Origin of the sequence: Diaphorobacter sp. C33 (genome assembly GCF_030503915.1) — a bacterium.
GTDB classification, from domain to species: Bacteria; Pseudomonadota; Gammaproteobacteria; order Burkholderiales; family Burkholderiaceae_C; genus Diaphorobacter; species Diaphorobacter nitroreducens.
Genome location: NZ_CP129980.1, coordinates 453,231 through 473,931 on the forward strand (window position 1 = coordinate 453,231; position 20,701 = coordinate 473,931).

The 20,701-nt window shown below is 65.7% G+C and carries 15 protein-coding genes and 4 tRNA genes; 13 read left to right on the forward strand and 6 right to left on the reverse strand.

Annotated features, from left to right (window positions below; genetic code table 11):
• Positions 1 to 7: 7 nt before the first annotated feature.
• From QY917_RS02185 to QY917_RS02195, 3 genes are read right to left on the reverse strand one after another with little or no spacing between them, the layout of a single operon-like run.
• Positions 8 to 841, reverse strand: coding sequence for a thymidylate synthase (locus QY917_RS02185; protein ID WP_047351250.1), 834 nt, complete (start codon positions 839 to 841; stop codon positions 8 to 10).
• A 52-nt stretch (positions 842 to 893) separates the two neighbouring features.
• A complete protein-coding gene (locus QY917_RS02190; RefSeq protein WP_123676571.1) occupies positions 894 to 2,318 on the reverse strand; it encodes an FAD-binding oxidoreductase in 1,425 nt (474 codons plus the stop codon).
• Between the two features lie 41 nt (positions 2,319 to 2,359).
• Positions 2,360 to 2,776, reverse strand: a complete 417-nt coding sequence (locus QY917_RS02195) for a DUF2069 domain-containing protein (protein WP_123676570.1) — start codon at positions 2,774 to 2,776, stop codon at positions 2,360 to 2,362.
• Between the two features lie 21 nt (positions 2,777 to 2,797).
• Between QY917_RS02195 and QY917_RS02200 the strand changes: the two genes are divergently transcribed.
• Entirely contained in the window at positions 2,798 to 4,087 is a 1,290-nt protein-coding gene (locus QY917_RS02200) for a YihY family inner membrane protein (RefSeq protein ID WP_123676569.1), read from the forward strand.
• A 24-nt stretch (positions 4,088 to 4,111) separates the two neighbouring features.
• Here QY917_RS02200 and hpnE read toward each other — a convergent pair whose 3' ends face one another.
• Together hpnE and hpnD are read right to left on the reverse strand one after the other, a co-directional pair.
• The gene (gene hpnE / locus QY917_RS02205) at positions 4,112 to 5,416 is read right to left on the reverse strand and encodes a hydroxysqualene dehydroxylase HpnE (RefSeq protein WP_123676568.1); all 1,305 of its coding nucleotides are present in this window, start codon (positions 5,414 to 5,416) and stop codon (positions 4,112 to 4,114) included.
• Positions 5,413 to 6,252, reverse strand: a complete 840-nt coding sequence (hpnD, locus tag QY917_RS02210; RefSeq protein ID WP_011804634.1) for a presqualene diphosphate synthase HpnD — start codon at positions 6,250 to 6,252, stop codon at positions 5,413 to 5,415. Before hpnD ends, hpnE begins: the two co-directional genes overlap by 4 nt.
• A 147-nt stretch (positions 6,253 to 6,399) precedes the next feature.
• Between hpnD and QY917_RS02215 the strand changes: the two genes are divergently transcribed.
• Together QY917_RS02215 and QY917_RS02220 are read left to right on the forward strand one after the other, a co-directional pair.
• On the forward strand, positions 6,400 to 7,290 hold the full coding sequence (locus QY917_RS02215; RefSeq protein ID WP_011804635.1) for a UDP-2,3-diacylglucosamine diphosphatase: 891 nt from the start codon (positions 6,400 to 6,402) through the stop codon (positions 7,288 to 7,290).
• 5 nt (positions 7,291 to 7,295) lie between these two features.
• The gene (locus QY917_RS02220; RefSeq protein WP_123676567.1) at positions 7,296 to 8,462 is read left to right on the forward strand and encodes a glycosyltransferase; all 1,167 of its coding nucleotides are present in this window, start codon (positions 7,296 to 7,298) and stop codon (positions 8,460 to 8,462) included.
• A gap of 84 nt (positions 8,463 to 8,546) precedes the next feature.
• On the opposite strand, the gene hpnC is transcribed toward QY917_RS02220, so the two are convergent.
• Positions 8,547 to 9,437: a squalene synthase HpnC gene (gene hpnC, locus QY917_RS02225; protein WP_123676566.1), complete on the reverse strand. Its 891-nt coding sequence runs from the start codon at positions 9,435 to 9,437 to the stop codon at positions 8,547 to 8,549.
• 87 nt (positions 9,438 to 9,524) lie between these two features.
• Between hpnC and QY917_RS02230 the strand changes: the two genes are divergently transcribed.
• The 10 genes from QY917_RS02230 to QY917_RS02275 all read left to right on the forward strand — a co-directional run bounded on the left by QY917_RS02230 (position 9,525) and on the right by QY917_RS02275 (position 20,648).
• Positions 9,525 to 10,778 carry an efflux RND transporter periplasmic adaptor subunit gene (locus QY917_RS02230; protein ID WP_123676565.1) on the forward strand — a complete coding sequence of 418 codons (1,254 nt, stop codon included), beginning with the start codon at positions 9,525 to 9,527 and terminating at the stop codon, positions 10,776 to 10,778.
• A gap of 11 nt (positions 10,779 to 10,789) precedes the next feature.
• Complete coding sequence (locus QY917_RS02235) at positions 10,790 to 13,939, forward strand: efflux RND transporter permease subunit (RefSeq protein WP_123676564.1); 3,150 nt, start codon at positions 10,790 to 10,792, stop codon at positions 13,937 to 13,939.
• An 89-nt stretch (positions 13,940 to 14,028) separates the two neighbouring features.
• A tRNA-Leu gene (locus tag QY917_RS02240) sits at positions 14,029 to 14,115 on the forward strand.
• Between the two features lie 78 nt (positions 14,116 to 14,193).
• Complete coding sequence (tig, locus tag QY917_RS02245; protein WP_011804640.1) at positions 14,194 to 15,504, forward strand: trigger factor; 1,311 nt, start codon at positions 14,194 to 14,196, stop codon at positions 15,502 to 15,504.
• Between the two features lie 122 nt (positions 15,505 to 15,626).
• Complete coding sequence (gene clpP / locus QY917_RS02250) at positions 15,627 to 16,235, forward strand: ATP-dependent Clp endopeptidase proteolytic subunit ClpP (RefSeq protein ID WP_015912823.1); 609 nt, start codon at positions 15,627 to 15,629, stop codon at positions 16,233 to 16,235.
• A 97-nt stretch (positions 16,236 to 16,332) separates the two neighbouring features.
• On the forward strand, positions 16,333 to 17,598 hold the full coding sequence (clpX, locus tag QY917_RS02255) for an ATP-dependent Clp protease ATP-binding subunit ClpX (RefSeq protein ID WP_011804642.1): 1,266 nt from the start codon (positions 16,333 to 16,335) through the stop codon (positions 17,596 to 17,598).
• A 139-nt stretch (positions 17,599 to 17,737) separates the two neighbouring features.
• A complete protein-coding gene (gene lon, locus QY917_RS02260; RefSeq protein ID WP_123676563.1) occupies positions 17,738 to 20,158 on the forward strand; it encodes an endopeptidase La in 2,421 nt (806 codons plus the stop codon).
• 97 nt (positions 20,159 to 20,255) lie between these two features.
• A tRNA-Gly gene (locus QY917_RS02265) sits at positions 20,256 to 20,331 on the forward strand.
• A 53-nt stretch (positions 20,332 to 20,384) separates the two neighbouring features.
• Positions 20,385 to 20,458, forward strand: a tRNA-Cys gene (locus tag QY917_RS02270).
• A 114-nt stretch (positions 20,459 to 20,572) separates the two neighbouring features.
• A tRNA-Gly gene (locus tag QY917_RS02275) sits at positions 20,573 to 20,648 on the forward strand.
• Positions 20,649 to 20,701 lie beyond the last annotated feature (53 nt).

Sequence of the window (20,701 nt, forward strand, 5' to 3'; positions counted from 1 at the left end):
TCCCGCCTCAGACCGCCACCGGCGCCTTGATGGCGGGGTGATGTTCGTAGCCCACCACTTCGAAGTCTTCGTAGGCGTAATCAAAGATGGATGCGGGCCGGCGCTTGATCTGCAGCGTCGGGTAGGCGTAGGGCTGGCGCGCCAGTTGGGTCTGCACCTGCTCGAAATGGTTGCTGTAGATATGGCAGTCGCCGCCGGTCCAGATGAAGTCGCCCACCTGCAGGTCGCACTGCTGCGCCACCATGTGCGTGAGCAGCGCGTATGACGCGATGTTGAACGGCACGCCCAGGAAGATGTCTGCGCTGCGCTGGTAGAGCTGGCAGCTCAGTTTGCCCGGCTCACCAGCCACCTGCGATGGCGCCACGTAGAACTGGAAGAACGCGTGGCAGGGCATGAGCGCCATCTGGTCCAGCTCGGCCACGTTCCAGGCGCTCACGATGATGCGGCGGCTGTCGGGGTGGGTCTTGAGCGTGTCGATCACCTGCTGGATCTGGTCGATGTGGCCGCCGTCCGGCGTGGGCCAGCTGCGCCACTGCACGCCGTACACGGGGCCCAGGCTGCCGTCGTCGCGCGCCCACTCGTCCCAGATGGTGCAGCCGCGCTCCTGCAGCCAGCGCACGTTGCTGTCGCCGCGCAGGAACCACAGCAGCTCCAGGATGATGGACTTGAGGTGCACCTTCTTGGTGGTCACCAGGGGAAAGCCTTCGGCCAGGTCAAAGCGCATCTGGTGGCCGAACACGCTCCTGGTGCCCGTGCCCGTGCGGTCGCCCTTGGCCGTGCCGTGCTCGAACACGTGGCGCATCAGGTCTTCGTATTGGTGGCGGATGGGGCGTGGGGTCATGGTCTTGAATGAAAAGTGGCTCCAGCGCTTGCTAGACAAGCGCCAACAGCTCTCATTTTTGAAGAATGCAGCCCGGGTTCATGAGGCCCTGCGGGTCCAGGGCCTGCTTGATGGCGCGCATCAGCCCCAGGGCCACGGGCGACTTGTACTGCGCCAGCTTGTCGGCCTTGAGCACGCCCACGCCGTGCTCGGCCGAGAACGAGCCGTCGAACTGCGCCACCGCGTCGTACACCAGGGCGTTGACGCGGTCCTCCTGCGTACGCAGGAACTCCCGCGCATCGCCGCCCGCCGGCGCCTGTACGTTGTAGTGCAGATTGCCGTCGCCCAGGTGGCCGAAGTTGACCAGGCGCACGCCGGGAATCTCGCGCTGCAGCAGCGCATCGGTGTGCTCCACGAACGCGGGGATGCGCGACGCGGCGATCGAGATGTCGTGCTTGATGTTCAGGCCTTCTTCGGCCTGGGCCAGCGGAATGCTCTCGCGGATATGCCACAGCTCATGCGCTTGCGACAGGCTCTCGGCGACCACGGCGTCCAGCACGCAGCCGTCCTCGAAGGCCAGTTCCAGCAGCGCCTCGAAGCGCTGGCGCGCATGTTCTTCGGATTCGCTGTCGCTGTTTTCCAGCAGCACGTAGTAGGGTGGCGCGCCGTCCAGCCCGGCGAACGGCACGCGCAGCTGCGGCATGTGCTTGATGACCAGCGACAGTGCAAACTGCCCCATCACCTCGAAACCCGTGAGCCCGGCCCCCAGGTGCTGATGCGACAGGCCCAGCAGGCGCACGGCCGCCCCCATCGACGGCACGGCGGCCCAGGCGGTGAGCTGCGCGGCGGGCTGGGGGAAGAGCTTCATGGTGGCCGCGGTGATGATGCCCAGCGTGCCTTCGCTGCCGATGTACAGGTCGCGCAGGTCGTAGCCGGTGTTGTCCTTGCGCAGGCCGGAGAGGCCGTTCCACACCTCGCCCTGGGGCGTGACCACCTCCAGGCCCAGGCACAGCTCGCGCGTGTTGCCGTAGCGCACCACCTGCGTGCCGCCGGCATTGGTGGACAGGTTGCCGCCGATGGTGCAACTGCCTTCGGCGGCAAGCGACAGCGGGAACAGCAGATCGGCTTTCTCGGCCGTCTCCTGCAGGGCCTGCAATATGCAGCCGGCCTCCACCGTCATGGTGAGGTTGTCGCGGTCGATGGCGCGCACCGCATTCATGCGCGTGAGGCTCAGCACCACCTGTGTGCCGCTGCCGTCGGGCGTGCTGCCCACCGACAGGCCGGTGTTGCCGCCCTGCGGCACGATCGCCACGCCGGCATCGGCACAGGCGCGCACCACCGCTGCCACCTCGGCCGTGGAGCCCGGGCGCACCACGGCCAGGGACTTGCCATGGGAGCGCTTGCGCCAGTCCTGTTCATAGGCAGCAAGGTCGCCCTCGGTCAGTACATGGGCGGCGCCGACGATCCGGCGCAGGGTGTCGAGCAGGGCAGTGGTCATGGCGGTCAATCCAGTCGATGTCAGGCAAAGGCTCAGTACGCTCAGGCAGGCGCGGCGGCGCGTGCCGCCTTGGCGGCACGCTGGCGCAGCCGCACATGCAGCGCGCAGGCGGTGAACAGCAGCAGGCACAACACGATCTCCAGACCCGCCAGCCAGTTGCCGGGCGCCGGGTCGCTCCAGGCGCGCACCACCCCTTCGGTGAAATACAGCCACACCAGCAGGCTGACCCAGCGGTAGGTGTACATGCGCCGCTTGAGCAACCCGGCCAGCGGCACCGCCAGCGGCAGGGCCTTGATCGCCAGCCACGAGCCGCCCGGGCGCACCGGCGCCAGCCACAGCTCCCAGGCCAGGCACAGCACGATCAGCGCCGCCAGGCTGCCCACGGCCAGCCAGCGCGTGGCCGCCACGTCGGTGGCGATGTGCAGGGCGGGGGCGGGGGGCAGGGTTTCGCGATGCATGGGGCTGGCATCATATCGGTCATGTCGTTGTCCCTACAGTCCATTGCAGTGCGTGCCGAGGAGTGGCTGGTGGAGCTTTCCCACTTCCCCTGGCGCACCACCGCGCAGACGCTGCGCGAGCGCTTTCGCGAGGACCGCCTGGGGCTGACGGCCAGCAGCCTCACCTTCACCACGCTGCTGTCGCTGGTGCCGTTCGTGACGGTGGCGCTGGCCATGTTCACCGTGTTCCCCATGTTTGCCGAGATGCAGCTCGTGCTGCAGCGCTGGCTGGTGGACAGCCTGGTGCCCGACAGCATCTCGCGCCCGGTGCTGGGCTACCTCACACAGTTCGCCGCCAAGGCGCATGGCCTGGGCGCGGCGGGCTTGTCGATCCTCATGGTGACCGCGCTGGCGCTGATCCTCACCATCGACCGCACGCTCAACAACATCTGGCGCGTGCAGCGCCTGCGCCCGCTGGGCCAGCGTGTGCTGATCTACTGGGCCGCGCTCACGCTCGGTCCGCTGGTGCTGGCGGCCAGCCTGGCGCTGACCACCTCGGTCGCCAGCGCCGCGTCGCGCGGTATCGGCGACACGCTGCCGGGCGGAGCACGCCTGCTGTTCGATGCGATCGAGTTCTTCGTGCTGGCCGCCGGCATGGCGGCGCTGTACCGCTATGTGCCCAACACCCAGGTGCACTGGCGCCACGCCTGGGCGGGCGGGGTGTTCGTCGCCGTGGGCATCGAGCTGGCCAAGAAAGTGCTGTCGCTGTACCTGGCGTCGGTACCCACCTATTCGGTGCTGTACGGCACGTTCGCCACGCTGCCCATCTTGCTGCTGTGGGTGTACGTGGCCTGGGTCATCGTGCTGCTGGGTGCGGTGGTGGCCGCCTATTTGCCGAGCCTGCTCGCCGGCGTGGCGCGCTGCGCCACGGGCGAGGGCTGGGCATTCTTGCTGGCCGTGGAGGTGCTGCAGCAGCTGCACCGCGCGCGCCAGCAACCGCCCCATGGGCTGAGCGTGCTGGAGCTGGCCCAGCGGCTGCGCGTGGATGTGCTGCAGGTGGGGTCCGTGCTGCCGGTGCTGGCGGCGCTGGATTGGGTGGTGCGGGTGGACGAGACGGCCGCCGATGGGTCCGACGCAGCCGACGCACGCTACGTGCTGCTGGCCGAGCCGGCCACCACGCACATGGAGCCGCTGGTGCAGCGCCTGCTGCTGGCGCGCACCCCGCCGCTGGAGCGCCTGTGGGCGCACACGGGGCTGGAGGTGCTCACGCTGGCCGACGTGCTGCCGCGCGAATCCGCGCAGCGGCCACCTGAGACGCTCCTTAAACGATAGCTGTTAGCGCTTGATGGGTAAGCGCTAGAGGCTGATATGGCCTAAATCCTGCGCGGCCGCCGCGCCGTGCAGTACCGCGCCCTCCAACGTGGCGGGGTAGGGCCCTGCCACGTAGTCGCCGCAGGCCTGCAGGCCGGGCGCAATCACGCGCGGCGGGCGCGCCAGGGCGGGCGTGCAGGCAAAGGTGGCACGCTTTTCCACCACCGTCTGCACCGCGCGCAGGCCGGGCAGGGCCAGGTCCTCGGCCGCCTGGGCCAGCACGTCGCGCTCCAGCGCGGTGCGCTCGCCCTCGAAGGCGCTGACCACGAACGCCAACAGCCCGGCCGGGCCGCCCAGCAGCGCGCGGTCGAAGACGAACTGCGCGGGCCGCTGCGCGCGCGCGCGCAGCGCCAGCATGGGGCGGGGCAGCAGCGGGGGGCGCGCTCCTGGCAGTTCGGCATACACGGTGGCGATGGCGCCAAAGCGCAGTGCCTGCGCACCGGCGGCCCAGGTCCGCAGGGCGGGGCGCTCGGCTGCGGGCACGGCGGCTTCGGCCACCAGGCGGGCGGACTCGGTGCTGCTGGTGGCCAACAGCACGGCGTCGAACGCGCAGCCGTCCACGCGCCAGCCGGCCTCGTCGCGTGCGAGTGCCTGCACGCGTTGGCCGCGGTGCACCGCGTGGCCGCGCTGCTGCAGCCACTGCGCCGCGGGCTCGGGGAACAGCGCGCCCAGGTCGGTGCGCGGCAGCAGCAGGTGGGAGCCGCCCCGGCCGGCGAACAGGCTGTCGTGCAGCACACGCAGGAACACCTGGCCGCAGGAATCTTGCACGGACGTGTTCAACGCCGACACGCACAGCGGCGCTATGAACTCGTCCACCAGCCGCTGCGGCAGGCCTGCGCACAAGTCCGCCACGCTGGTGCCCGGTGCGCACCGGAACCCCGCCAGCCGCCAGCGTGCGGCGCGCGCCAGCAGGGCCGCACGCTCGCGCAGGCTCCAGCCGCGTGCGCGGGCGATGCCCGCCAGCGCATCCCAGGGCGGCGGGGCATCGGGCAGGGCCAGGCCGCTGCCATCCGGGAACACCAGGGCCAGCGGCAGGCGCAGCAGGGCGGAGTCGGGCGTGACGCCCACGGCGCGCATCAGGCGCAGGCATTCGGCATAGGCGCCGATGAGGATGTGCTGGCCGTTGTCCAGCACCAGGGACGAGCCGTCCGCGCGCTGGCCGGCCACGGCGCGCGCGCGCCCGCCCAGGGTGCGGCTGGCCTCGAACACGCTGACCGCGTGGCCCGCCTGGGCCGCATGCACGGCCGCGGCCATACCGGCCCAGCCGGCGCCGACGATGGCAACCTTCACATCATCCCCAGCGCCTGCACCTTCCAGGCCAGCCAGAACTTGCGCAGCGGGGTGAGGCTGGTGCGCTGGTGCAGTACCTGGAAGTTGTCGGCCTCGATCTCGCGCAGCAGCGTGCGGTAGATGCTGGCCATCATCAGGCCGGGCTTCTGCGCGCGCCGATCCACGTCGGGCAGCAGCGCCAGCGCCTGGTCGTAGAAGAGGTGCGCGCGCTCGGCCTGAAAGCGCATCAGCGTGGTGAAGCGCTCGGAGTACTCGCGCTTGGTGATCTCGTGCGCCTTCACATCGAACTGCTGCAGCTCGGAAATGGGCAGGTAGATGCGCCCGCGCATGGCGTCCTCGCCCACGTCGCGAATGATGTTGGTGAGTTGGAACGCCAGGCCCAGCTTGTGCGCGTACTGCGTGGTGCGCTCATCTTGCTGGCCGAAGATGCGCGCCGCCACCTCGCCCACCACGCCTGCCACCAGGTGGCAGTAGCGCGCCAGGCCCGCGAAGTCCAGGTAGCGCGTCTGCTCCAGGTCCATCTGGCAGCCCTCGATCACGGCCAGCAGGTGGCGCTGTTCGATGCCGTAGGCGGCCGCATGCGGCATCAGCGCCTGCATCACCGGGTGGCTGGGTTGCCCGGCAAAGGCCTTGGCCACCTCGCCCTGCCACCAGGCCAGCTTGGCCTGGGCCACGCTGGCTTCGGAGACTTCGTCCACCACGTCGTCCACCTCGCGGCAAAAGGCGTAGAAGGCCGTGATGGCCGTACGCCGCTCGCGCGGCAGGAAGAGGAAAGCGTAGTAGAAGCTGCTGCCGGAGGCGGCGGCCTTTTGCTGGACGTACTGTTCAGGACTCATGGGGGCGTGATTCTCCCATGGCCCTGGGCGGGGCTCGCGGGGGAAACATGCGCGGCGCAGGGCCTGAGCGCTGCGCCGCCGCAACGTCACTGGGCAGACGTGGAAATGTCATGCCGCTGTCGTGGCGCCGGCCCACCATGCCTGTTCATGATGCGCGACGATGCCTTCCTGAACGCCTGGAAATCCTCCGCGGCCCGGCCCCCGGACGACCCGGCAGATGATGCATGCGACCCGGCGCGCCCCCCGCTGCGCTACCGCACGCTCTGGATCTCCGATCTGCACCTGGGCACGCCCGGCTGCCAGGCGCAGGCGCTGCTGGACTTTCTCAAGCACACCGAGTGCGAGACGCTGTTTCTGGTGGGCGACATCATCGACGGCTGGCAACTGCGCCGCCAGTGGTACTGGCCGCAGGCGCACAACGACGTGGTGCAGAAGCTGTTGCGCAAGGCCCGCAAGGGCACGCGCGTGATCTTCATCCCCGGCAACCATGACGAGTTTGCGCGCCGTTATGTGCAGCTCAACTTCGGCGGTGTTGCCGTCGCCGAGGACTGGGTGCACGAGACGGCTGACGGCCGCGCGCTGTGGGTGATCCATGGCGACCTGTTCGACGGTGTGATCCAGTGCGCCAAGTGGCTGGCCCATGTGGGCGACTCGCTCTACGAATTCACGCTCAAGCTCAACCGGCACCTGAACACCCTGCGCGCGCGCCTGGGGCTGCCGTACTGGTCGCTGTCCAAATATCTCAAGCTCAAGGTCAAGCGCGCCGTGAGCTACGTGGGCGACTTCGAGAACGCGGTGGCGCGCGAAGCGCGCAAGCGCGGCCTGCACGGCGTGGTGTGCGGGCACATCCACCATGCGGAGCTGCGAGACATCGACGGCATCCTGTATGCCAACGATGGCGACTGGGTGGAAAGCCTCAGCGCGCTGGCCGAGCACGCCGATGGGCGCCTGGAGATCCTGCACTGGGCGCAGCACATGCCCGTGCAGCGCAAGAGCGGCGCAGAACTACCGCAACCCATTCCTGTCACTACCGATTGAAGTCCATGGCGCCTGAAGCTGCCCCGTTGGTCGAGTTGATCTATTTCAATGCCGGGGGCGGACACCGCACCTCCGCGCTGGCGCTGGAAGCGGCCATCGCCCGCGCCGGCCTGCCGTGGCAGGTGTGCCGCACCAATCTCTTCGAGGTGCTGGACCCGAACGCGCGTTTTCGCCAGTGGACGGGCATGGAACCGGAAGACGTCTACAACAAGCGCCTGGCCCGGGGCTGGACGCTGGGGCTGACGCACGAGTTGCGCCTGCTGCAGGGCATGATCCGCTGGAACCACCAGCGGCTCATGCAGTCGCTGCGCCGGCACTGGGCGGCACGCCGGCCGGCGATGGTGGTGTCGCTGGTGCCCAACTTCAACCGCGCCATGGCCGACGCGCTGGAGCAGGCCCTGCCAGGCGTGCCCTACGTCACGGTGATGACCGATCTGGCCGACTGCCCGCCCAGCTTCTGGATGGAGCCGCAAACCCAGCAGATCGTGGTCTGTGGCTCGCCTTATGCCGTGGACCAGGCGCGCGCTGCGGGCTTTCCGCCCCACCGCATCTGGGAGACCTCGGGCATGGTGCTGAGTGCGCAGTTCCATGCGCCGGTGGACCAGGATCGTGCCGCCGAGCGGGCGCGGCTGGGGCTGGACGAGCGTCCCGTGGGGCTGGTGCTGTTCGGCTCCGAGGGTTCCAGAGAGATGGTGACGATAGCCCGCCGCTTGACGGACACCCCGCTGATCCTGGCCTGCGGGCGCAACGCGGCCCTGGCGCAGGCTCTGCGCGCACTGCGCCGCAACGCGCCTACCGTAGTGCTCGAATACACGCGCGAGATGGCGCGCGTCATGCAGCTGGCGGACTTCTTCATCGGCAAGCCGGGCAGCGGTAGCCTGAGCGAGGCGGTGCACATGGGGCTGCCGCCCCTCGTCACGCGCAATGCGTGGACCATGCCGCAGGAGCGTTACTGCACGGAATGGGTGGGTGAGCAGGGCCTGGGACTGGTGTTGCCGAGCTTCCGGTCCATCGCGTCGGGCGTGCAGGCCCTGCTGGCCGACCTGCCGCGCTACCAGGCTGCGACGCGGCGCATGCACAACCGTGCGGCGGCCGAAGTGCCGCAGGCGCTGGCGCAGATCCTGCGCCATGCGCAGGCCCGCGCCGAATGGGCCGGGCGCTGGGTGGCCTGAGGGTTGCACGCGCGCCGCGCGATGCGGTGATGGGGGGCCATTGACCCCCGCGCGCTCGCGCTGCTGCAGCGGGTGGGGCGGCCCTTACATGCGCGCGGCGCGCGCCAGCATGCGGGGCCAGTCGAGCGTGCCCAGCCGCGGTCGCGCGAGCAGGCTGGCGCCATCCAGCGCCTGCACCTTGTCCAGAATGCGCAGACCGCCCTGCACGACCAGGCGCAGCTCCCACCCCACACGGCCGGGCAGCCGATGTACCAGGGGGCTGCCTTCGAGCATGAGAGCGCGGGCCCAGTCCGCGCAGTCCAGCACCAGCCGGTCGCTGGCGGCGGAGCGGCGCTGCGCCGCGAGGTCCGCGCGCGCCACGCCATGGGCGGCGCAGTCGGCATCGGTGAGGTAATGGCGCCCGCGGGGCAGGTCCACGCTCAGGTCCTGCCAGAAGTTGATGAGCTGCAGCGCGCTGCAGATGGCGTCGCTCTCGCGCAGTGCGTCCTGCCCGTGCACGCCGTACAGGTGCAGCAACAGGCGCCCCACGGGATTGGCCGAGCGGCGGCAGTAGTCCAGCAGCGCGGCGCGGTCGGCGTAGGTGGCGCCGGCCTCGGTCAGGGTGACGTCCTGCATGAAGGCGTCCAGCAGGTCGTCCAGCAGCGGCACGGGCAGCTGGTGGCTGCGCAACACCGCCTGCAGCGGCCCAAACACGGCGGCCCAGCGCGTCTGGGGGGGGTGCCCGGCCGCCACGGATTGAAGCTCGGCGCGGTAGGCACGCAGGTCGGCCAGACGCTCGGCGGCGCAGGCCGTGCCCTCGTCGGCAATGTCGTCGGCCGTGCGCGCAAACGCGTAGATCGCGGCGATCGGCGGACGCAGCCGTGGCGGGCACAGCAGCGAAGCCACGGGAAAGTTCTCGTAGTGCGTGACCGGCGGCGCCTCGGCGGGCGCGGTGCGCGGATCGCGCAGGGGGGCGGGGGACTCGGGATGCTTCACGCGGCCATTGTCGTGCTTGACAAGAGCGACCGGCCTCTCATAGATTACTAACCAGTCAGTCAGTAATTTGGCATACCGGATGTTTCCATGACCCACCCTGTCGCACAGCGCGCCGCGGGCCTGCCGGGCCCGTCTTCATTGCAACCCCGCCGCGGGGTTTTTTTGTGGCCGCCGCGTGGCGGCGTGGCGGGTGCTGCACTGGTGCTGGCCGTGGCTGCCTTGGTGCTGGCGGGATGTTCGCGCCGCGAGCCGGCGCCAGAGCCGGTGCGCGCGGTGAAACTGCTCACCGTCGGCGTGGCGCCCCTGCAGATGCACCTGGAATACGCGGGCGAGGTGCGCGCGCGCGTGGAATCGCGCCTGGGTTTTCGCGTGGCCGGCAAGATCGTGCAGCGCCAGGCCGAGCTGGGCCAGCGCGTGCAGGCCGGCCAGGTGTTGGCGCAACTGGATCCGCGCGACTATGAGCTGGCTGCGCAGGCCGCGCGCGCCCAGGTGGCGTCCGCCACCACGCAGCGTGATTTGGCCGCGGCGGATTTGGAGCGCTTTTCCAAGCTGCGCGCGCAGAACTTCATCAGCGGGGCGGAGCTGGACCGCCGCCAAGCTCAGCTGAAGGCCGCGCAGGCTTCGCTGGACCAGGCGCGCGCGCAGCTCGCTTCCCAGGGCAACCAGACCGAGTACACGCGCCTGGTGGCGGATGCGCCGGGGGTGGTGACGTCGGTTGACGCCGAGCCCGGCCAGGTGGTGTCTGCGGGCACGCCGGTGGTGCGCATTGCTCGCGACGGCCCGCGCGACGCGGTGTTCTCGGTGCCGGAGGACAAGGTGGGCCAGTTGCGCGCAGGGCAGGCCGTGCAGGTGCGCGCCTGGTCGGGCGACGCGCTGCTGCAGGGCCGGGTGCGCGAGGTGGCGGCCAGCGCCGATCCGGTGACGCGCACCTTCCTCGTGAAAGTGGCGGTGGAGGGCGCGGACGTGCCGCCGCTGGGCGCCACCGTGTATGTGGCGCCGCAGGTGCTGGCGCGGGGCGGTGTGCAGGCGATCAAGCTGCCCACCAGCGCCCTGCGCCAGGAGGGCGGCCAGACGGTGGTGTGGGTCTATGAGGCCAAGGACGGCAGTGCCAACGGCACCGTGCGCCTGCAGCCGGTGCAGATCGCCACGGCCGACGGCAACGAGGCCGTGATCGCCGCCGGCCTCACCCCCGGCATGCAGGTGGTGGCCACGGGCGTGCATGTGCTGGCCCCGGGACAGGTGGTGACGGTTTACAAGCCAAAAACGGCTCCAACGCCCGAAGGACAAGCGCTACCAGCTATTAATAATGAAGCGCCAGCGGCCTCCGCTGCCGCTCGCTGAGGAGCCGCCCCATGCAGCAGACGCAGCCCAAGCAGGGCTTTAACCTGTCGCGCTGGGCGCTGGAACATGCCGCGCTCACGCGCTACCTGATGGTGGTGCTGATGGTGCTGGGCATCGCCGCGTACTTTCAGCTGGGGCAGGACGAAGACCCGCCCTTCACCTTCCGCGCCATGGTGGTGCGCACCTACTGGCCCGGCGCCACGGCGCAGCAGGTGGCCGAGCAGGTGACGGACAAGATCGAGCGCACCCTGCAGGAGGTGCCCTACGCCGACAAGATCCGCAGCTACAGCAAGCCGGGCGAGTCGCAGATCATCTTCGAGCTCAAGGACTCGTCCAAGCCGGCGGAGGTGGCCAACATCTGGTACCAGGTGCGCAAGAAGGTGGGTGACATGCGCTACCAGCTGCCGGGCAATATCCAGGGGCCGTTCTTCAACGACGAGTTCGGCGACGTGTACGGCGTGATCTACGCCCTGCAGGGTGAGGGCTTCAGCTATGCCGAGCTGAAGGACTTCGCCGACGACGTGCGCCAGCAGTTGCTGCGCGTGAGGGACGTGGCCAAGGTCGAGCAGTTCGGTGTGCAGGACGAGCGCGTCTGGGTCGAGGTCTCGCAAAAGCGTCTGGCGCAGCTGGGGCTGGACTTCAACGCGGTGTTGCAGCAGCTGGGTGCGCAGAATGCGGTGGAGAGCGCGGGCGCGATCCAGTCGCCGCAGGACGTGGTGCAGGTGCGCGTGGGCGGGCAGTTCACCAGCGTGGAGCAGCTGCGTGACATGCCGATCCGCGGCGGCTCTGGAGCCCAGCTGCGCCTGGGCGACATCGCCGAGGTGCGAAGGGGCTATGTCGATCCGCCGGGGGTGAAGGTGCGCTTCCAGGGGCACGAGGTCATCGGCCTGGGCATCTCCATGGCCAAGGGTGGCGACATCATCCGGCTGGGCAAGGCGCTGCGCGCTGCAGCGGCCGACATCCAGGCGCGGCTGCCGGCCGGCGTGCAATTGCACCAGGTGCAGGATCAGCCGGCGGCCGTGGCCGATTCGGTGGGCGAGTTCATCAAGGTGCTGATCGAAGCCGTGGTGATCGTGCTGGCCGTGAGCTTCATCTCGCTGGGGCTGCACAAGGGTGGCCGCTTTGGCTGGCACGTGGACTACCGGCCGGGGCTGGTGGTGGCGATCACCATCCCGCTGGTGCTGGCCGTGACCTTCCTGGCCATGCACTATTTGGGAATAGGGCTGCACAAGGTGTCGCTGGGGTCGCTCATCATCGCGCTGGGGCTGCTGGTGGACGACGCCATCATTGCCGTGGAGATGATGGTGCGCAAGATGGAGGAGGGCTACGACAAGGTGCGCGCGGCCACGTTTGCGTATGACGTGACGGCCAAGCCCATGCTCACCGGCACGCTCATCACGGCCGCGGGTTTCTTGCCCATCGGCATCGCCAAATCGGTCACGGGCGAATACACCTTCGCGATCTTCGCGGTGACAGTGATTTCGCTGGTGCTGTCGTGGATCGTGTCGGTCTATTTCGTGCCCTACCTGGGCACGCTGCTGCTGAAGGTGAAGCCGCATGCGCCCGACGCGCCGCCGCCCGAGGTGTTCGACACGCCGTTCTACCACCGCTTCCGGCACACGGTGGACTGGTGCGTGGCGCACCGGTGGATCACCATCGGTGCCACCATTGGCATCTTTGCGCTGGGGCTGGTGGGCATGGGGCGCGTGCAGCAGCAGTTCTTTCCCGACTCCAGCCGGCCGGAAATCATGGTGGACCTGTGGTTCCCCGAGGGCACCTCCTTCGCAGCCAACGAAGCCGTGGTGCGCCGTGTAGAGCAGCGGCTGATGGAGCAGGAAGGCGTGGCCAGCGTGGCCGCGTGGGTGGGTTCGGGCACCCCGCGTTTTTACCTGCCGCTGGACCAGGTGTTCCCCCAGCCCAACGTATCGCAGTTCATCGTGCTGGCCAAGAGCCTGCCCGAGCGCGAGTCGCTGCGCCTGCGCCTGCCCCGGTTGTTGGCCGAGGAGGTCCCCGAGGCACGCGGCCGCGTGAAGCTGCTGCCCAACGGCCCGCCCGTGCCCTACCCGGTGCAGTTCCGCGTGGTGGGCAGCGACCCGGCCGTGCTGCGCGAGCGCGCCGACGAGGTGAAGGCGCTGATGCGCGGCAACGCCAACCTGATCGGCGTGAACGACAACTGGAACGAGTCGGTCAAGGTGGTTCGCCTGGAGGTGGACCAGGACAAGGCGCGCGCGCTGGGAGTGACCAGCCAGTCCATCGCCCAGGCTTCGCGCATCATGTTCAGCGGCTCCACGGTGGGGCAGTACCGCGAGGGCGACAAGCTCATTGAGATCGTGCTGCGCCAGGCGCAGGACGAGCGCGAGGCGATCTCCGACATCGGCAACGCCTACCTGCCCACGGCTTCGGGCCGCTCCATTCCGCTCACGCAGATCGCCAGGCCCGTGTTTACCTGGGAGCCGGGGGTGATGTGGCGTTGGAACCGCAACTACGCCATCACCGTGCAGGGCGACCTGGTGGAGGGGCTGCAGGGCGCCACCGTCACGGCGCAACTGCTGCCCGAGCTGCGCGCGCTGGAGGCCCGCTGGCAGGCGGCCGGTGAGAACGGCGTGCGCATCGAGGTCGCGGGTGCGGTGGAAGAGAGCAGCAAGGGCTCGGCCTCCATCGTGGCGGGCGTGCCCGTCATGCTGTTCATCGTGTTCACGCTGCTGATGCTGCAGCTGCACAGCTTCAGCCGCTCCGTGCTGGTGTTCCTCACCGGCCCGTTGGGGATTGCGGGAGTGGCGGCGGCGCTGCTGCTACTGAACCGGCCCTTCGGCTTTGTGGCGCTGTTGGGGGTTATCGCTCTCATGGGCATGATCCAGCGCAATTCGGTGATCCTGATCGACCAGATCGAGCTCAACCGTGCGGCCGGCGTGCCGGCGTGGGACGCGATCGTGGCGGCGGCCGTGTGGCGCCTGCGGCCCATCGTGCTGACGGCGGCGGCGGCGGTGCTCGCCATGATCCCGCTGTCGCGCAGCGTGTTCTGGGGGCCTATGGCCGTGGCCATCATGGGTGGACTGGTCGTAGCCACGGTGCTCACGCTGCTGGCACTGCCCGCGATGTACGCCGCGTGGTTTCGTGTGCGGCGGCCCGATCCCGGAGCGCCGATAAACGATTCCATTTAAAGGCGGGCCGCAACAGGGTAAAATCTGCCGTTTGACCTATTTCACCGGGGTGGCCTGCTGTGCCTGCCATCCGGGTGGCTTTCAGAACTGCGCGGGTGGCGAAATTGGTAGACGCACCAGGTTTAGGTCCTGACGCCAGCAATGGTGTGGGGGTTCGAGTCCCCCCCCGCGCACCAACGTGAGACTTTGGCGGAACGTGGTGCAGGCTTGCACTGCAAGTCGGCACGGTCCACATCCAGACACTAGGAACAACCATGGCCGTAACTGTTGAAACCCTTGAAAAGCTTGAGCGCAAGATCACGCTGAGCTTGCCCCTGACCACGATCCAGACCGAAGTGGACGCGCGCCTCAAGCGCCTGGCCCGTACGGTGAAGATGGATGGTTTCCGTCCCGGCAAGGTCCCTATGAGCGTAGTGGCTCAGCGTTACGGCTATTCGGTGCAATACGAAGTGCTGAACGACAAGGTGGGCGAGGCGTTTGCACAGGCCGCCAATGAAGCCAACCTGCGCGTGGCAGGCCAGCCGCGCATCACGGAGAAGGACGGCGCGCCTGAAGGCGAAGTGACTTTCGACGCCGTGTTCGAGGTGTTCCCCGAGGTCAAGATCGGCGATCTGTCCACCGCGGAAGTCGAGAAGCTCTCCGCCGAAGTGACCGACAGCGCCATCGACAAGACCGTGGACATCCTGCGCAAGCAGCGCCGTACCTTCGCGCAGCGTGCCCTGGCCGCTGCTGCTGAAGACGGCGATCGCGTGACGGTGGATTTCGAGGGCAAGATCGACGGCGAGCCCTTCCAGGGCGGCAAGGCCGAGGACTTCCAGTTCCTAGTGGGCGAAGGCCAGATGCTCAAGGAATTCGAAGACGCAGTGCGCGGCATGAAGTCGGGCGAGAGCAAGACCTTCCCCCTGGCCTTCCCCGAGGACTACCACGGCAAGGACGTGGCTGGCAAGACGGCCGACTTCATGGTCACGGTCAAGAAGATCGAAGCGGCCCACCTGCCCGAAGTGAATGAGCAACTGGCCAAGTCGCTCGGCATTGCCGACGGCACGGTGGAAGGCTTGCGCGCCGACATCAAGAAGAACCTGGAGCGCGAAGTCAAATTCCGCCTGCTGGCCCGCAACAAGCAAGCCGTGATGGACGCTCTGGTGTCCAAAGCGGAACTGGATCTGCCCAACGCCAGCGTGCAGGCTGAAATTGCCCGCCTGCTGGAGGCTGCACGCGCCGACCTCAAGCAGCGCGGCATCAAGGACGCCGACAAGGCAGAAATCCCCGAGGACGTGTTCCGCCCTCAGGCCGAGCGCCGCGTGCGCCTGGGCCTGGTGGTCGCCGAACTCGTGCGTGCCAATAACCTGCAGGCCAAGCCGGAGCAGCTGAAGGCCCACGTGGACGAGCTGGCTGCCAGCTACGAGAAGCCTGAGGACGTGGTGCGCTGGTACTTCAGCGACCGCAATCGCCTGGCTGAGGTGGAAGCCGTGGTCATCGAGAACAATGTGACCGACTTCGTGCTGGGCCAGGCCAAGGTGAACGACAAGGCCGTGTCCTTCGATGAACTGATGGGCCAGGCCTGAGTAGCTGGCCCTTGCCCCGGGCTTTGACCCAGGGGTGAGGACGAAACCCGGCGGGGCTTGTGCTTTGCGGCACAAGCCCCAATTCATTTCTGGGTACAGTATCCGCCTGACTGGAGAAACGTATGAGCGCATTGGAAACGCAAGCCCTGGGCATGATCCCCATGGTCATTGAGCAGTCCGGCCGCGGCGAGCGGTCCTACGACATTTATTCGCGCCTGTTGAAGGAGCGCGTGATCTTCCTGGTGGGTGAGGTCAATGACCAGACTGCCAACCTGGTCGTTGCGCAGCTGCTGTTCCTTGAGAGCGAGAACCCGGACAAGGATATTTCGTTCTACATCAACTCCCCAGGGGGCAGCGTGACGGCGGGCATGGCCATCTATGACACCATGCAGTTCATCAAGCCGGATGTGTCCACGCTGTGCTGCGGCTTTGCGGCGAGCATGGGGGCTTTCCTGCTGGCTGCAGGCGCCAAGGGCAAGCGCTATTCGCTGCCCAACTCCAAAATCATGATCCACCAAGTGCTGGGCGGTGCCCGCGGACAGGCGACGGATATCGAGATCCACGCCCGCGACATTCTGCGTACCAAGGATCAGATGAACCGCATCCTGGCGGAGCGCACGGGACAGCCCATCGAGAAGGTGAAGGCGGATACCGAGCGGGACTATTTCATGACCGCGGACGAAGCCAAGGATTACGGCATCGTGGACCAGGTCATTGCCAAGCGCCCCTGAGTTTGGGCCGGCGCGCGCGGCGTTTCCCCCTGCGGGAAACGCCGTTTTTATTTCGTTATCATCTTGACAACATCCCCAGTCATAAGGCATTGCCCCCATGGCCGAGAAAAAAGGCTCCTCCAGCGAAAAAACCCTTTACTGCTCTTTCTGCGGTAAAAGCCAGCACGAAGTAAAGAAGCTGATCGCCGGTCCGTCGGTCTTTATCTGCGACGAGTGCATTGACCTGTGCAACGAGATCATCCGTGATGAGCTGCCCACCGGCGATGCCGGACGCGAAGGCCGTGGAGATCTGCCTACGCCTGCGGAAATCAAGACCAACCTCGATCATTACGTCATTGGCCAGGAAAAGGCCAAACGTACGCTGGCCGTCGCCGTGTACAACCACTACAAGCGCCTGCGCCACAAGGACAAGGCCGGTAAGGACGAGGTAGAGCTGTCCAAGAGCAACATCCTGTTGATCGGCCCTACGGGGTCGGGCAAGACGTTGCTGGCGCAGACCTTGGCGCGGCAGCTCGATGTGCCTTTCGTGATGGCTGACGCCACCACGCTGACGGAAGCCGGCTATGTTGGAGAGGACGTGGAGAACATCGTCCAGAAACTCCTGCAAAGCTGCAACTACGATGTGGAACGTGCCCAGCGGGGCATTGTTTACATCGACGAAATCGACAAAATTTCGCGCAAATCCGACAACCCCAGTATTACGCGGGATGTCTCAGGTGAAGGTGTGCAGCAAGCGCTGCTCAAGCTCATCGAGGGGACCATGGCGAGCGTGCCTCCACAAGGTGGACGCAAGCATCCCAATCAGGATTTTCTGCAGATCGATACCACCAACATTCTGTTCATTTGTGGTGGTGCGTTTGCTGGGCTGGAAAAGGTCATTGAGAACCGTACTGAAGCTTCCGGTATTGGCTTTGGCGCGGCAGTGCGTAGCAAGAAGCAGCGTTCTTTGACCGAGGTGTTTCAGGATATCGAGCCTGAGGACCTCATCAAATTCGGCCTGATTCCAGAGTTGGTGGGTCGCATGCCCGTGGTCACAGCCCTGGCCGAACTGAGCGAGGACGCGCTGGTGCAAATCCTCACCGAGCCCAAAAACGCCTTGGTCAAGCAGTACAGCAAGTTGCTGGCGATGGAAGGCGTTGAGCTGGAAATTCGTCCCGCTGCGTTGAAGTCCATCGCGCGAAAAGCCATCGCACGCAAGACGGGTGCCCGCGGCTTGCGCTCCATTCTTGAGCAAGCGTTGATTGGCACCATGTTTGACTTGCCCAACGTCTCCAACGTGGAAAAGGTGGTGGTGGACGAGGCCACCATCGAAGAGAACAAGGCCCCTTTGCTGGTTTATCGCGAGGCCGCCAAGACCGCCTGAAAGCCGTGTGTCGCCGGGAGTCGCGCGCGTTAGTGATGCGCCCGGCGAGCCATGTTGCTAACACCTGGGTGCAGATGCTGCCGGGTTGAAAAATGTGGTCCATGGACCATATTCCATGGAACTACTAGAGGATTGCCCCATGTCCGGACACACACCCCTGCCCGATAAGCCCCTGGATCTACCACTGTTGCCTTTGCGCGATGTGGTGGTCTTTCCTCACATGGTGATTCCCCTGTTTGTGGGGCGTCCCAAGAGCATCAAGGCGCTGGAAGCCGCCATGGATGCCGATCGACGAATCATGCTGGTTGCGCAAAAAGCAGCCGCCAAGGATGAACCGCAGGTTTCGGATATGTTCGAAGTCGGTTGCATATCCACCATCCTGCAGATGCTGAAGCTTCCCGATGGCACGGTGAAGGTGCTGGTGGAGGGGCAGCAGCGCGCCCACGTTCGCATGGTGCATGAATCGGACGTTCACTTCACGGCGACGGTTGAGCCCATGCAGGCATCCGCCGAGGAGGCCTCTTCGAGTGAAATTGAAGCGCTGCGCCGGGCGGTAATGCAGCAGTTTGATCAGTACGTCAAACTGAACAAGAAGATTCCCCCTGAGATTCTGACTTCCATTTCGGCCATCGACGATCCGGGGCGGCTGGCTGACACCATTGCCGCGCACTTGCCGCTCAAGCTGGAGAACAAGCAGGTTGTTCTCGACTTGGCAGGCGTCAAGCAGCGTCTGGAGAATCTGTTCGAGCAGTTGGACCGCGAAGTGGATATCCTCAATGTGGATAAGCGCATTCGCGGTCGCGTGAAGCGCCAGATGGAGAAAAACCAGCGGGACTTCTATCTCAACGAACAGGTCAAGGCGATCCAGAAGGAACTGGGCGAAGGCGAAGAAGGCGCGGATCTCGAGGAGATCGAGAAAAAGATCAAGGCCGCGCGCATGCCGGTCGAAGCGCGCAAGAAGGCGGAAGGTGAGCTGAAAAAGCTCAAGCTCATGTCTCCTATGTCTGCCGAAGCCACTGTGGTTCGCAACTACATTGATGTGCTCACGGGACTGCCCTGGAGCAAGAAGTCCAAGGTCAAGCACGATCTTGCCCATGCAGAGGCTGTGTTAAACGAGGACCACTATGGCCTGGAAAAGGTGAAAGACCGAATCCTGGAATATCTCGCCGTGCAGCAGCGGGTGGACAAGGTGAAGGCGCCCATCCTGTGCTTGGTCGGCCCACCGGGTGTGGGCAAGACTTCGCTCGGGCAGTCCATTGCAAAGGCAACGGGGCGCAAGTACGTGCGTATGGCGCTGGGGGGGATGCGTGACGAAGCAGAGATCAGGGGCCACCGTCGTACCTACATTGGGGCGATGCCAGGCAAGGTGTTGCAGAGCCTGGGCAAGGTGGGGGCGCGCAATCCGTTGTTCCTGCTCGATGAAATTGACAAACTAGGCATGGACTTTCGAGGTGACCCCTCGAGCGCGTTATTGGAAGTCCTCGATCCTGAGCAGAACCACAAGTTCGGCGACCACTATGTGGAGGTCGACTTCGACCTTTCCGATGTCATGTTTGTCGCGACTTCGAACTCGATGAACATCCCGCCGGCGCTACTTGATCGCATGGAGGTGATACGTCTTTCCGGATATACCGAGGACGAAAAAACCAACATTGCCATCAAATATTTGCTCCCCAAGCAGATGCAAAACAACGGCGTGAAAGATGCCGAGTTGCAGGTCACGGAATCCGCCGTACGAGACATCGTGCGCTACTACACGCGTGAAGCGGGCGTCCGTTCCCTAGAGCGCGAACTCTCCAAAATCTGCCGAAAAGTGGTCAAGGCAATCCAGCTCAAGAAGCTGACTGCTCCCGTGGAGGTGTCGGCGGACAACTTGCCTGAATACTTGGGAGTGCGCAAGTACACCTACGGTCGCGCGGAACAGCAGAACCAAGTGGGACAAGTGGTTGGCCTGGCATGGACCGAAGTCGGCGGGGATCTGCTCACGATCGAGGTCGCGACCATGCCCGGCAAAGGCAACATCCTTCGCACAGGATCGCTGGGCGATGTCATGAAGGAGTCGGTCGAAGCGGCCCGCACAGTAGTACGTAGCCGTGCGCGCTTACTTGGTATTCGCGATGAGGCGTTCGAGAAGCGAGATCTTCATATCCACGTGCCCGATGGTGCGACCCCTAAAGATGGTCCTAGCGCCGGCATTGCGATGACGACGGCGATCGTTTCTGCGCTGACCGGAATACCGGTCCGCGCAGATGTTGCGATGACGGGGGAGATCACATTGCGCGGAGAGGTCACAGCAATTGGTGGGCTCAAGGAGAAACTTTTGGCGGCTTTGCGGGGAGGGATCAAGACGGTGTTGATTCCTGAAGAAAACGTAAAAGACCTCCAGGAAATTCCAGACAACGTCAAGAGTGGTCTGGAGATCATCGCCGTGAAGTGGATCGACAAGGTGCTGGAGATAGCACTCGAGCGCAAGCCTGTTGCATTGGCAGACGACGACGGCGCCCAAACCGTGGCGGTGCCTGCATCCGCCGATGTGTCACGGGGCTCCGTGAAACATTGATGGAAAAAACTTTGCACTATTCTTGGAGCACGCGAAAAGTACTCTATAATTTCACTTATCGACGCTAAACATGCTACAGTGTGAGGCTTAGGTAAATGCGGGAATAGCTCAGTTGGTAGAGCGCAACCTTGCCAAGGTTGAGGTCGTCGGTTCGAGACCGATTTCCCGCTCCATATCCAGGAAAAGAGGAGGCAATGCTTCCGCTTTTCATCAAGGCGCAAGACCTGGCGCGGTAGCAAAGCGGTTATGCACCGGATTGCAAATCCGTTTAGCCCGGTTCGACTCCGGGCCGCGCCTCCAGATGGTGGTATGTAGAGGAGGCGCAAGCTTCTTCAAAGGGTCAATTGGAAGCCTAATGGTGGAAAATTGATGCTACAATCAGAGTCTTTCCGGTGCCAGTTGGTGGCGGAAAATGCGGGAATAGCTCAGTTGGTAGAGCGCAACCTTGCCAAGGTTGAGGTCGTCGGTTCGAGACCGATTTCCCGCTCCAAAATTTGAAAGGGAAGCTACGGCTTCCCTTTTTTATTGGTCGAAGTGCTGGCG

Excerpts from the sequence above, each read along its gene's own strand:
- QY917_RS02235 (WP_123676564.1), top strand. The coding sequence starts at position 10,790 with ATGCAGCAGACGCAGCCCAAGCAGGGCTTTAACCTGTCGCGCTGGGCG.
- QY917_RS02215 (WP_011804635.1), top strand. The coding sequence starts at position 6,400 with ATGATGCGCGACGATGCCTTCCTGAACGCCTGGAAATCCTCCGCGGCC.
- tig (WP_011804640.1), top strand. The coding sequence starts at position 14,194 with ATGGCCGTAACTGTTGAAACCCTTGAAAAGCTTGAGCGCAAGATCACG.
- lon (WP_123676563.1), top strand. The coding sequence starts at position 17,738 with ATGTCCGGACACACACCCCTGCCCGATAAGCCCCTGGATCTACCACTG.
- clpX (WP_011804642.1), top strand. The coding sequence starts at position 16,333 with ATGGCCGAGAAAAAAGGCTCCTCCAGCGAAAAAACCCTTTACTGCTCT.
- QY917_RS02200 (WP_123676569.1), top strand. The coding sequence starts at position 2,798 with ATGTCGTTGTCCCTACAGTCCATTGCAGTGCGTGCCGAGGAGTGGCTG.
- QY917_RS02220 (WP_123676567.1), top strand. The coding sequence starts at position 7,296 with ATGGCGCCTGAAGCTGCCCCGTTGGTCGAGTTGATCTATTTCAATGCC.
- QY917_RS02195 (WP_123676570.1), bottom strand. The coding sequence starts at position 2,776 with ATGCATCGCGAAACCCTGCCCCCCGCCCCCGCCCTGCACATCGCCACC.
- QY917_RS02230 (WP_123676565.1), top strand. The coding sequence starts at position 9,525 with ATGACCCACCCTGTCGCACAGCGCGCCGCGGGCCTGCCGGGCCCGTCT.
- QY917_RS02190 (WP_123676571.1), bottom strand. The coding sequence starts at position 2,318 with ATGACCACTGCCCTGCTCGACACCCTGCGCCGGATCGTCGGCGCCGCC.
- QY917_RS02185 (WP_047351250.1), bottom strand. The coding sequence starts at position 841 with ATGACCCCACGCCCCATCCGCCACCAATACGAAGACCTGATGCGCCAC.
- hpnD (WP_011804634.1), bottom strand. The coding sequence starts at position 6,252 with ATGAGTCCTGAACAGTACGTCCAGCAAAAGGCCGCCGCCTCCGGCAGC.
- clpP (WP_015912823.1), top strand. The coding sequence starts at position 15,627 with ATGAGCGCATTGGAAACGCAAGCCCTGGGCATGATCCCCATGGTCATT.